7 protein-coding genes are annotated in these 12,200 nt (G+C 46.2%); 1 reads left to right on the top strand and 6 read right to left on the bottom strand.

Features of this window, described 5'->3' with window-relative positions; translation table 11 throughout:
• Positions 1-4 precede the first annotated feature (4 nt).
• Together G3570_RS15485 and G3570_RS15480 are read right to left on the bottom strand one after the other, a co-directional pair.
• Positions 5-772 (bottom strand): SDR family NAD(P)-dependent oxidoreductase, encoded by a 768-nt coding sequence (locus G3570_RS15485; protein WP_165143777.1) that lies wholly within the window; start codon positions 770-772, stop codon positions 5-7.
• Positions 773-1,047: 275 nt separating this feature from the next.
• On the bottom strand, positions 1,048-3,015 hold the full coding sequence (locus tag G3570_RS15480) for an ABC-F family ATP-binding cassette domain-containing protein (RefSeq protein ID WP_165143776.1): 1,968 nt from the start codon (positions 3,013-3,015) through the stop codon (positions 1,048-1,050).
• 181 nt (positions 3,016-3,196) lie between these two features.
• Here G3570_RS15480 and G3570_RS15475 point away from each other — a divergent pair, with 181 nt between their 5' ends.
• Positions 3,197-4,297, top strand: a complete 1,101-nt coding sequence (locus tag G3570_RS15475; protein ID WP_165143775.1) for a hemolysin family protein — start codon at positions 3,197-3,199, stop codon at positions 4,295-4,297.
• 7 nt (positions 4,298-4,304) lie between these two features.
• Here G3570_RS15475 and G3570_RS15470 read toward each other — a convergent pair whose 3' ends face one another.
• From G3570_RS15470 to G3570_RS15455, 4 genes are all read right to left on the bottom strand, one after another.
• Complete coding sequence (locus tag G3570_RS15470) at positions 4,305-5,681, bottom strand: aspartate kinase (RefSeq protein ID WP_165143774.1); 1,377 nt, start codon at positions 5,679-5,681, stop codon at positions 4,305-4,307.
• Positions 5,682-5,833: 152 nt separating this feature from the next.
• The gene (locus tag G3570_RS15465; protein WP_165143773.1) at positions 5,834-6,880 is read right to left on the bottom strand and encodes a S1 family peptidase; all 1,047 of its coding nucleotides are present in this window, start codon (positions 6,878-6,880) and stop codon (positions 5,834-5,836) included.
• A gap of 57 nt (positions 6,881-6,937) precedes the next feature.
• Positions 6,938-8,239 (bottom strand): NRAMP family divalent metal transporter, encoded by a 1,302-nt coding sequence (locus tag G3570_RS15460; RefSeq protein ID WP_165143772.1) that lies wholly within the window; start codon positions 8,237-8,239, stop codon positions 6,938-6,940.
• 143 nt (positions 8,240-8,382) lie between these two features.
• Complete coding sequence (locus G3570_RS15455; protein ID WP_165143771.1) at positions 8,383-12,183, bottom strand: hydantoinase B/oxoprolinase family protein; 3,801 nt, start codon at positions 12,181-12,183, stop codon at positions 8,383-8,385.
• Between the last annotated feature and the right edge of the window lie 17 nt (positions 12,184-12,200).

The following is a 12,200-nucleotide window of genomic DNA, read 5'->3' as shown; positions in this document are numbered from 1 at the left end:
CATCTCACCCCGCTGCAGAGGCGCCACCATCTACCGTTAATACAGAACCGGTAGTCCAGGATGAATCATCGCTTGCCAGAAAGAGGACGGCCTTTGCAATTTCTCCGGGATTGGCGATGCGTTTCATGGGCAGTGTGTCGGGCACTTTATCCAGTACCGTCTCCGGGTTAGAAAATGCAACGGCAGAATTTTTGTAGAGTTCGGTGTCTGTCGGGCCGGGATTAACCATGTTGATGCGGATTTCGGGAGCATAATCAACCGCAGCCTGCTTGACGAGTGCTTCCAGGGCTCCTTTGGATGCACAGTAGGCGGCATGATTAGGAAAGCCCTTATGGGCGGCTATGGATCCTGTGACTACGACTGAACCACTCTTTCCATCAGCCTTCAGGTGGGGAATGGCAGCGCGCAAAAGATAGAAAACCGAGTTCAGGTTGATATCCAATGTTCTACGCCAGGTTTCGATGCTGACATCTGTTACCGATCCTAGACCCAAAACTCCGGCATTGGGAATAAGTATGTCGAGCCCGCCGAGATTTTCGATGACCGAGGCAATCAGGTTATGGTTCGCCTCGGGTGAACTGAGATCTGCCTTCAAAAAGACAGCTTTTTGTCCTTGTCCCAAGATGTTCTTTACTATCATTTCACCTGCAACTGCATCCCGGCCGTTTAGTGCCACTGTAGCTCCCTCCGCTGCCATAAGTTCTGCAATGGCTTTGCCAATTCCCTTTGTAGCCCCGGTTACCAAGGCTACTTTCCCGTTAAGTTTTCCCATATTACTATATGTTAAATTGAAGCGGTAATGGGTATAGGTTACTCAATGCTGTCTTAAAATTAAACTTCGATAATTATAAGCTGATTCGCTTCTCGAGTACTTACGGTAAGGGTAGTAGATTTTAGGAAACGAACGCGAAGCGTCCAAGCCAAGCATCTACCGTTGAGAGGATTGAAGAGAGAACGAGAATAGGTTGAAGAGCATTTTAAGAGGGACAAAGAAAGCCTGACTAAACAACCTTATTCCCCTTTTACCTTATACCCTATACCTAATCCCTAAACCTCAAACTCCTCTTCAATCTCACTGATCTTCATAGCCAGCTCTTCCCATTCCGAATAAACTTCTACCAGCTCAGCCTTCAGCTTTTCATACTCCATGGTTGTTTCTTTGACTCGTTCGGAATTATCATAAAACCCGGAATCAGCCATTTTATCTTCGATCTCTTTTTTTCGCTGTTCGAGTTTCTCTATTCGTGATTCTGTTTTTTCCAGCTTTTTACTGAGGGGCTTAACTTTTTGATATTTGGCTTGTCGTATTTCAGCTTCAATCCGTCGCTCTTCTTTTCGGGATAGCTCCTTGCCACCCTTATCCGGACTTTCATTTCCTCCGGTTGATTCAACTTTAAGGTCTTCCTCCTCCTCTTTTTTCTTCTGCAGGTAATAGGAAACATTTCCAAGGTAGGTGCGAATGTAATCGGGCTGAACCTCCAGTACTTTATTTACTATCGGATCCAGAAAATCACGATCGTGGGATACAATCATGAAAGTACCTTCATACTGATCGAGGGCCTGCTGCAAAATGTTTTTCGACTGCATGTCTAGATGGTTGGTCGGCTCGTCAAAGATCATAAAGTTCGCCGAGTTCAGTAGCATGCGAGCAAGGGCAAGCCTGCTTTTCTCACCGCCGGAGAGTACAGATACTTTCTTAAAGACATCATCACCCTGGAACAGGAAACAACCCAGTATCGTACGCAGCCTGGTTTCTGATTCCTTGGGTGCAGCGTCCCTCATGATACCGAGTACATCCTCATTCAGATCGAGCTCATCGGCTTGGTGCTGTGCGAAGTAAGATGTGGTTACATTATAACCGGGCTCCCGATTTCCGGAATCAACCGGCTCATGTCCGGCGAGAATACGCACCAGTGTCGATTTTCCGGCTCCATTTGGACCGACAATGGCAATTTTGTCACCCCGGTCAACGGTGTAAGTCAGGTTCTCAAAAACCTGCACATCATCATAGCTCTTGCTGATATCTTCCAGCTTCATCACCTGGGCACCGCTTCGTTCGGGCGGTGGGAAAGAGAACGAAATTTCCTCTTCGTGTTCATCCAACTCTATCTCATCCATCTTTTCGAGCTGTTTGATACGGCTCTGTACCTGCTTGGCTTTGCTGGCTTTGTAGCGAAAACGATCGATAAATTCCTGTGTCTGCTTTATCTCGCGCTGCTGATTCTTGTAGGCTTGCCGCAGGTGCTCCATACGCTCTTCATGTTTCTCCTCATAGTAGTCGTAATTACCTGCATAGTCGTTAATATCTCCCCGATCGAGAGCCAGGGTGCGATTGGTAATTTTATTGAGAAAGGCTTTATCGTGGGATACAATGATTACAGCTCCCTCGTATTCAAGCAGGAAATTCTCTATCCACTGTAAGGATTCGATGTCAAGGTGGTTGGTCGGCTCATCCAGCAGCAGGTAGGTGGGTTTTTGCAGTAATAGTTTGGCCAGGGCTATACGCATCAGCCAGCCACCGCTGAACTCCTGGGTTGAACGAAAAAAGTCTTTGGTATCAAAACCGAGCCCCATCAGAATTTTTTCGATATCGGCATGCAGGCTATATGCACCTGATTGTTCCAATCGGTCCTGAAGCTTCCCGTATTTCTTCATCGCTTCGTCATAGGCATCGCTACCCGGTTCAAGATCAGCCAGTTTCTGTTGAAGCTCTTTAACATCCTGTTCCAGTTGCAGTACTCCTTCAAAAGCACTTTCAACCTCTTCCATCACCGTAAGCTGCGGATCGGGGTCTACTCCGTCCTGGGGCAAGTAGCCCACGGTTTCAGCTTTCGATAGCTGAATAGTACCCTCATTGAACTCCATCTCACCGGCGATAATTTTAAGAAGGGTTGACTTACCGGCTCCGTTCGGACCTACGAGTCCGATACGCTCCCCCTTATTGATAAGGATGCTGATATCATCCAGCAGTTGCCTGTCGCCCAGCGAAAGTGTAATATTTTCTAAAGAAAGCAATGCATTAACACGGTTTGGTTATTCATCAAAATGCAGAAGTTAGGCATTTACAGGCTAATGATTAAATGCTAATCTTCCTCTGATACGCTCTGATGATTTATATCAACCTGTAAGCCGTTTTACATTTTTTGGAAGTAAGAAAGCTTTGGGGTGCAAGATAAAAACGCTATTTTAATGTTTTATGACTCTATTAATTCTTTACCTCATACTTGCCATAGCCGTATCATTTCTGTGTTCCATTCTGGAGGCGGTATTGCTTTCTGTAAATCAGTCGTATATAGCCGTTCTGGAAAGAGAGAATCAGAGTGTCGGTCAGATGCTGCGCGGCATGAAAGATAAGATTGATCAACCGCTATCTGCAATACTTACCCTGAATACGATCGCACATACCGTCGGGGCTGCCGGCGTCGGTGCACAGGCACAACTGGTTTTCGGCAGTGGTTACGTGGGAATCACCTCAGCGGTGCTGACGCTGATGATTCTATTCTTTTCCGAAATTATTCCAAAGACGCTGGGAGCTACCTACTGGCGAACCTTGGCACCGGTTTCCGGACGCATTCTGAAAGGCATGATCTGGATACTTTACCCATTTGTGCAGCTCTCCATGTTGATTACCAAATTGCTTTCCGGCAGTACGAAACATGCCACGTTTAGTAGGGAAGAGCTCAGTGCGCTGGCCGACCGTGGGGTGGAAGAGGGAATATTTGAACAGGAGGAGTCCGATATTTTGAAAAACCTGGTCCGCTTCAAATCCCTGCGTATCAAGGATATTATGACCCCGCGAATTGTGGTGGTCGGCTTTAATGAAGAGAAGACTGTTGCCGATATTCTTGATCAGGTAGAGGAACTGCGCTTTTCCAGACTACCCGTTTATGGAGAAACGGAGGACGATATTACCGGATATATTCTCAAAAATGACCTGCTTATTTGCCTGGCGAAAGGCAACGAGGATATCAAGCTAAAGGATCTCAAACGCGAGATACTAATTCTTCCGGAGACCATCTCGCTGCAGAATTTCTTTGAAAAACTGCTCCAGAATCAGGAACACATTGCGGTAGCTGTTGATGAGTATGGGGGATTCTCCGGAGTAGTGACCATGGAAGACTTGGTTGAAACGCTGCTGGGGATGGAAATCGTGGATGAGGTGGATGCTATTGATGATATGCAGCAAATGGCACGTCGTAAGTGGATGGAAAGAGCCCGCAGGCTGGGCATTGTAAATGAAGATACCGAAAAGGAAGAAATCCATTCGGCACGTCAGAATCCTGAAAAAGAAAACTGATAGTCCGTCATTTTTCTGAACGGTCGAATAGTTTTTTATGGATGGCCTGAACGGATGATGTGAGCAGGTTTTCCGGAAGCACAATATTTAAATTCTTCTTTTCACTGCTGTAGGAAATCATTGTTACCGGTGTTTTTGGAATAGCTGCAAAAATTTGACCGGATACTTCCTCCATCGTTTCAAAGTTACACCCTATCAGGCTAATGATTCCCTGCTTATCTTTAGTCTGTACTTCTCCAAGCTCTTCCATGGAATCAATCATATCAGCATGAATCTGTCCGGAAGATAGGGCAAGGGAGATGGAGGCCTCTGTCGTGGTGACCACATTTACAGAAAGATGATAGTCTTTTAGCACCTTGAACACTCCGGATAGAAAATCATAACCCATGCGTGTATGTGGCGAGGTTACCGTCACTATGGTTACATCCTTCAGAAAAGTCATAGCTTTGGCCTTTCCATTCTCACCGGTTTCTCCACGGATGATCGTCCCCGAATGATCAGGTTCAAAGATATTTTTAACCAATATCGGGATCTGCTTTTCTTCGGCCGGATTCATGGTTGAAGGGTGCAATACCTTGGCGCCGAAATAGGCCATCTCAGTAGCCTCACGGAAACTCATTTTTTTTATTGGAAAGGCGTCTTCCACAATTCTGGGGTCACAGGTATAGATGCCGCTGACATCAGTCCATATTTCAATGGCTTCGGCATCCAGGGCTGAGCCTAGCAGGCTTGCACTGAAATCAGATCCTTCAAAACCTAGCGTGGTAGCTTCTCCCTTGGAGTCCTCACCATAATAACCGCCCATAACCGGGATCATTCCTTGAGCTGACAAAAGTGAAAGTTCTTCTGAGTTTTTTGCAATTAATGATAAATCCGGATTTGCATTTCCAAAATTTGAATCTGTTTTGATGATGGATCGGGCATCAACCCATGAGGTTTGCAAGCCGAAAGCCGATCCGCAATAGCTGAAGAGGCGGGAAGAGAGTTGTTCGCCAATGCCGGCAACGGCATCTTTTAGCCTGGACGTTAAATTACCTTCCTCAGCTATCTCATTGAGAAGCTGCAGCAAGGTTTTGGTTCGATCTTCTATCCATCTTTCGCACTGTTCGGTCAACTCATTGATATTATTACCGTTCCGATCATTCATGCGGTCCAGGAAATTCCGGATAAGCAGCTCGTGCCTCTCTTTAATTTCAATAGCCATCGTACTTGCACGTCCGAAATCCACGGCAGCAAGCTCTGCAGCTGCAACCAGTTGACGTGTGGTGCGTGCAGTGGCTGATACGATGACGATCGGTCTGTCGTAAGTTTTGATGATCTCAAGGACTCTTCTCCATGTATGTTCATCACCCATGGATGTGCCGCCGAATTTTAATACGCGCATATAAACAACTCAACTGATTTAAAATGAAACGGAAAATAGCAGGCTTTGATGATCTTATAAAATGCAGATAAGATTTATTTCAGACTTGCGGCACCGGTAGCTCTAGGAGTAAGATATTCTCGTCCGAATGAAGTGTTGAGTGATCATAATAATCAAGGATTTTTTAGACTGTGCATTCGGATGCCCATTCGCTGTAAAGATCGCTCATTTGCTTCCAGGAACTCCATAATTCTTTTCATAGGAATCGCCTGTGTAATGCCGTAAGTCAGGCTGGTTTTTGTCTCTATAAAGATGGAATCTCGATATATATCAAAGTTTTGGTATTCAGATGATTTCAAGGGATCGGGAACCAGCAGCTTAGACAGATCTGCCGAGGCGGTATTGGTCATACCCACCCATTCAAAGGTTCTGAAATCGGTACGTGTAGCCATGATGAGTCCACCGCTGATACCGGGATTGAAAAGGGCATCCGTCAGGAAATCATCATATTCATTTCGCTCCGGACTGCTTACAATGCCCCGAGTAATCATTGGATATCCTTTCGGATAGCCGATAATATAGACAAAGGAACCCCATTCAAGATCGGCCGGGTCACCCCTTCGAATCTGAAGTCCCGGGGCACGTAAATTGGGAAAGCTGGATCTATTAACTCTCAAGAGGGCGAGATCGGAATCTACATTCAGGTCAAGGATTTCAAATTTGCCTACATTGGGCAAGTCGTAAATTAAATTGTTCTGACTCTTCTTGATTTTAACCGAGTGGATATAGGTTTTCTTAGGTACCCCCTCACGATCTACATAAGCAAAAAGGGTATCGGGGTAGTTGACGACATGCGCATTGGTAATTAATGCAACATTTCGATCATCACTATACAGTGAAATAGCGGTACCTGCAGTACTTTCGTTGCTGGTAATATCCCGGGTTGCAACCTCCTCAATGTCCATGCCATTCAGTTCTTCTCTCGTCAGCATCCGGTCTTCAAAGATATAGGTACGGTAGATGCCGGTAGATGAAATGCGGATAACCGACTCTTTGATGGACCGAATCTGATCAGAAGCGTCCCGGGTGGGGAAGGAGGTGGTATAAGTGGAAGAGGCTTTTGGCGAGTCACCACGCTGTATGATTTCGTTAGAGGCACAACTTCCTAAAAGGAAGCCGACCAGAGACAGAATCAGTGATATGATACCTTGCCTAACCATAACTCTATATTTGCAAAATGTGTAATTCCGGACAAATTCTCCATGCTTATAAAAATATCAGCGTTTCCGATATTCCTTTATTTTATGTATCACCGGCCAGGCAACAAATAGGGCAATAACGGTTGCCGCATACAGGATGTACTCTTCATTTACGAGTGCCGCATCGCTGATATTGTTCAGAGCCTTTGCCACATTGGTTAACCCAATAACCAAAGTAGTAAACACAATGATTCCCATTAGCAAATTATAAGCATGAGAATTGATCGATGATCTGTTTAAAAGGCTAGCATCATTCATGACGAGTAGCAAAAATATTGTGACGAAGGGCAATATGATACCGTTAAGTGCCTGGGCAAGTATAATGGCCGGAATAGGTTGAACCTGCAGTACACCGAAAAATACTCCGATCATTAAGACCGAACCCCATACCAGTTTCATATATGTTCCGGCATCCTTCCAATTTTCATCGGATTCACTCCCCATGAATCCTTTTGCCGTCAAAGCCGCTGCAAGGGGTGCCGTGAGGGCAGAGCTGAGTCCGGCTGCAAACAAACCTATTCCAAAGAATAGAGATGCCCAACTCCCCAGGGTATCGCCCAGACTACCTGCCAGCGCATCATAGGTGAATTCACCGCTAATAGAAGTCCCAACAATCAGAACCGCCATGGATATAATGCCTCCAAGTATGATGGCAGCCGTCAGGCTGAAGCGCATCTCTTTTATATTTTGGGTGTGCTTGATTCCAGAGCCAAGGAAGAGGTTATAGGGAACGACCGTGGTACCGATTAGACCGATTATCAAAATTTCCGAACCGGTTGGGAATCTGGGAATCAGTGCCGAGTTGAGAATAGAATCTATAGGAGGCTTCATCAGTATTGCTGTAGTAAAGAAACAGAAGCCCATAATTGCCACAATGATGCCAAGTATTTGTGCAATTACTTTTGTTGATCCAAACCATAGCAATAGAAAAGCTACCAACCCGATTATGAGTGTCAGTATGAAAGCGGGTACATTGGAAATGAGCGCGGCACCTGCAACTCCGCCCAGGATATTGCCTGCCTCATAAGCGGCACAGCCTAACAGAATAGAAATGAGTACAAGATATCCTGTTATCTTTCCGGCTAAACTCTCCTGGAAGCGAAGTTTCATTGCTTCGCCCAGGTTTTTACCCGAACTGAGAGTCAAGCGTGCACTGGCTTCCTGAAGTATGATACAGGCGATCGTTGAAAATAACAGAGCCCAGAGTAGGGTGAAACCAAAACCGGTCCCGGCGGATGCAGCTGTAGTGATGGTACCCGGCCCAATGAAGGCGGCAGAAAGAACGGACCAGAATAAAATATTTAAAAGACGCTTTCGCAAAAACTAAATGTATTGGTTAATCTTCAAACCATAAGCTACAAATATCAATTAAAACACAAATTTTAAATTAAAACCTTTAGTTAGTAGGTGTTATTGGTGTTTTGATATTCATGAATTTCAATTTGGTGCTTGTCTGAAATTTGTCAATTGCCATTTGCCTTTTCTCCATATCCTCCACCGCCCGGGGTCTGAATTATGAAGCGGTCCCCGGCTTCCAACTCTTCTCCGCTTATTGATGAGAGTGCTAGCCTGCTACCGTCTTTTCGTATGACCCACTGCTTCCCTGCCGCACCGGGTTTTCCTCCTTTCAGTCCGTAAGGGACTTCAACCCTGTGTTGGGTCAGTACCGAAAGAGAAACCGATTCAAGGAAAGTCAGTTCACGTTCTATGCCATTTCCTCCACGATATTCCCCAACGCCACCTGACTCTTTTCTAACCGCGTACTTCTCTAGGCGAACAGGGTAGCGATGCTCCAGGATTTCGGGATCAGTGCCGGCAGTATTGGTCATGTGGTGATGAACCGCATCAGTCCCGTGGAATCCCGGTCCGGCCCCGGTCCCTCCGCCGATGGTTTCGTAATAGCCAAATTGTTCGTTACCGAAAAGCACATTGTTCATAGTTCCCTGGCTACAGGCAAGCTCATTAAAAGGTTTCAGTAAAAGGTCGACAAGACGTTGGCTTGTTTCTGTATTTCCACCCACAACGGCAGGACAATCCGCAGGATCCTCACTGAACTTCGGATTTAACATACATTCGGGCAAACGAATAGTAATCGGATCAAGCAAGCCCTCATTCAGTGGGAGAGGTTCATCAATGAGCAGCCGCAGGACATACATGATGACACTGTTTACAATGGCCGGTGTGGCATTCAGATTTCCCGGATGGTTTTTCTCGGTTCCGCTGAAATCAATCTCCAGCTGTTCCCCCTCTTTCTTGATGACAGCTTTCAGTGTGCTTCCGTCGTCAAGATATTCCAGGCTATCAGATGTGCTGTCAGGAATTTTTTTCAGCATCTGTCTGCATTTGATGGCTGCTTCATTTTTTATAGCAGCCATATAACTAGTAACTGTATCCTCCCCGTAACGTTCAGCCAGTGTACGCAAGGATTCAGCCCCGCGATGGTTGGCAGCAACTGCTGCCTGAAGGTCTGCCATGTTTTCCTCAATAGCCCTGGTAGGGTATATGGCATTGGTTAACCGCTCACGAATGCTGTCCCATTGAGGGACGCCGGCGCGAACGAGATACATCGGGGGAATCACTACTCCTTCCTCCGACAGGGTACGGGCGCTGGGAGGCATAGAACCCGGACGTGTACCCCCGATTTCAGCATGATGTGCACGACTTGCTGCATAGCCCAAAAGCTGTTTTGAAGCGCTGAATATAGGGGTTACTACGGTAACGTCGGGCAGGTGCGATCCACCGTAAGCAGGATGATTTGTCACAATGACATCACCTTGCTGCATGGAAATACTTTCAGAAAGTCTTCTTATGCAGAGGCCCAGGGCACCCAGGTGCACAGGAATGTGTGGGGCATTGACCACCAGTTCTCCTTCTCTATTCAGAAGCGCGCAGGAGAAGTCCATCCGCTCCTTTACGTTGACGGATCGGGCAGTTCGCTTGAGCATTTCCCCCATCTCTTCTGCAATGGAAGTAAAACGGTTGGTAAAGAGTTCAAGTGCAACGGACTGCGACTGTGACTGTTTTCTGATTAGTTCATTATTTGTACTGCTACTTAAAAGCAGTGTACCGTCGTCTTTGACAGAGGCATTCCATCCCGGCTCTATGACAATGGTACTGTAGGGATCGAGGATCAAGGCAGGGCCTTCTACTCGCACTCCTGTAGCTACCTGATTGCGAATATAGACCGGTGTATCCAAAGTTTGGCCGTGAAATTGAATGGGTTTGGTTCTGACAGGTCCTGTGTTCTTTTGAGTGTAATCGGCTAATTGGAATTCGTCTTCAGATGGCCGGGTTGAGGCCACCGCACGAATGGACTCTACCTCGATTTTCGAACCTTCGATCCAATGTCCGTATCTGTTTTTGTAAGCCTCCTTAAATGCAGTTTTGAGGTCGGTATTTTCGCTGTAATCGATCTTTATGGTGCTATCCTGACCTTTCAGGCGCATGAACGCAAGCTCTTTCCTGACATGTATTTGGCTCTGCCTGACATCCTCTTTTTCCTGAAGAGCCATTTTGGCCTCTTCGGTGAGACTTTTAAAGTAGGAATCCAGTTTTGACTCCAGTTCTGATAGGTTTTCAAGAACCTGTTTTTCTGCAAATTGCTCAATCACAGACGTTCCCAAACCATAGGCACTGAGCAGACCCGCATGGGAGGGTATCAGGATATTATTTATATCGAGTTCATCTGCAATAGCACACACATGCTGGGCACCGGCACCACCAAAACCTACCAATGCATATTCAGAGGGGTCATATCCTTTTCGCATGGATACTTTCCTTATGGCATTTGCCATACGCTCGTTTGCTATCTGAAGGAATCCTTCCAAAATTTCCTTGCGATCCGGGTTTTCTCCACTGGTTTCTGCAATATTTTCCAGCAACTGCTTGAATTTCACCTCACTCTGTTCCAGTGCGATGGGAATGCCAAAATTAGCTTCATCCAGCCTGCCCAAGAGGAGATTGATATCTGTTAGACTCAGCGGTCCGCCTGCACCGTAACAAGCGGGGCCGGGATACGCACCGGCGCTATCGGGACCGACCGTTAGTTTATTTCCATCGTAGCTACAGATGGAGCCGCCCCCGGCTGCAACTGTTTCTATGGAGAGGGCAGGGGCATTGAGTTTGGCATGTCCTACTTTGTGCTCAAAAACGTAGTCAAAATCATGGTCAAAACGGGCAACATCCGTGCTGGTTCCACCCATGTCAAAAGAGATCACTTTTTGGAATCCGTTATTCCGGCCGATGCTGCTTGCACCCACCACGCCTCCGGCGGGACCGCTCAGAAGACTATCCTTGGGTTCGAAGTTATCAGCATTGATCAATCCCCCTGCACTGGTCATTACATGTAGCGAGGATCTGCCTATCCCGGATTTGACACTATCCAGGTATTTTTTGAGTACCGGGCTTAAAGAAGCGTTTACAACGGTAGTCTGGGCCCGGGGCAGAATTTTTATTACCGGACTTAAATCTGAAGAGACGGATATGAAACTTGCTCCCAAATCTTCCAAATATTTCCTGAGCTCCTGTTCATGAGTTTGATTTTGATAACTGTTCATCAGACAGACAGCAAAAGCGGCATAAGGCTCTTTTAGAAATTTGGTAATTATTTCATCCTGATTTCCCGGCTGGAAATCCTTCAGGATTTCTCCATTGGCACTGATCCGGCAGGATAATTCACATACCTCATTATACAGTAAGTCGGGTTTGATTACATTTTTGGCAAATAAATCCTGCCGTTTCTGATCCCCAATAATCAGTAAATCTCCAAATCCCTCATTGATAAGTAGCATGGTAGGAGCTGTCTTATTTTCTAAAAGGGCATTGGTGCCTTTCGTAGTTGCCAGCCTGATACTCATCGGAGGGAGGTCTTCATCGGGGGCCGTTTTGGTCAGCAACCGGCATCCGAGAATAGGTGCTTCATAAGGAGAAATAACTTCAAAAGATATTCTCTCTGCTTCTTCAAGGTCTTCCAGGTAGGTATCGATCTCAAGAGTATTATTTTGGGCGTCGAATGAAGTGACTAGGCACTTTGGATGCGTAATTCCCAGCAGGTTCAGCTGAAATCCCTCTATGAAACGGGAAGGCGCTTCCCAATCCTGCTCAATAATATAACGATTGGCTTTCAGCGATTTAACAACGCTTCCTCTCAGAGAACTGCTACTCAACACCTTTGCTTTGTGCATGACTCCGTCCGGATCAATACCTATGCAATCGGTGAAAGTGCCACCGGTGTCAATCCAAATATTCCAGCCGTTTGATACCATAGAATGCTGTTAGATCA

It is taken from the genome of Halalkalibaculum roseum (assembly GCF_011059145.1).
GTDB lineage: Bacteria > Bacteroidota > Rhodothermia > Balneolales > Balneolaceae > Halalkalibaculum > Halalkalibaculum roseum.
This window is presented reverse-complemented; position numbering and strand designations above follow the sequence as displayed.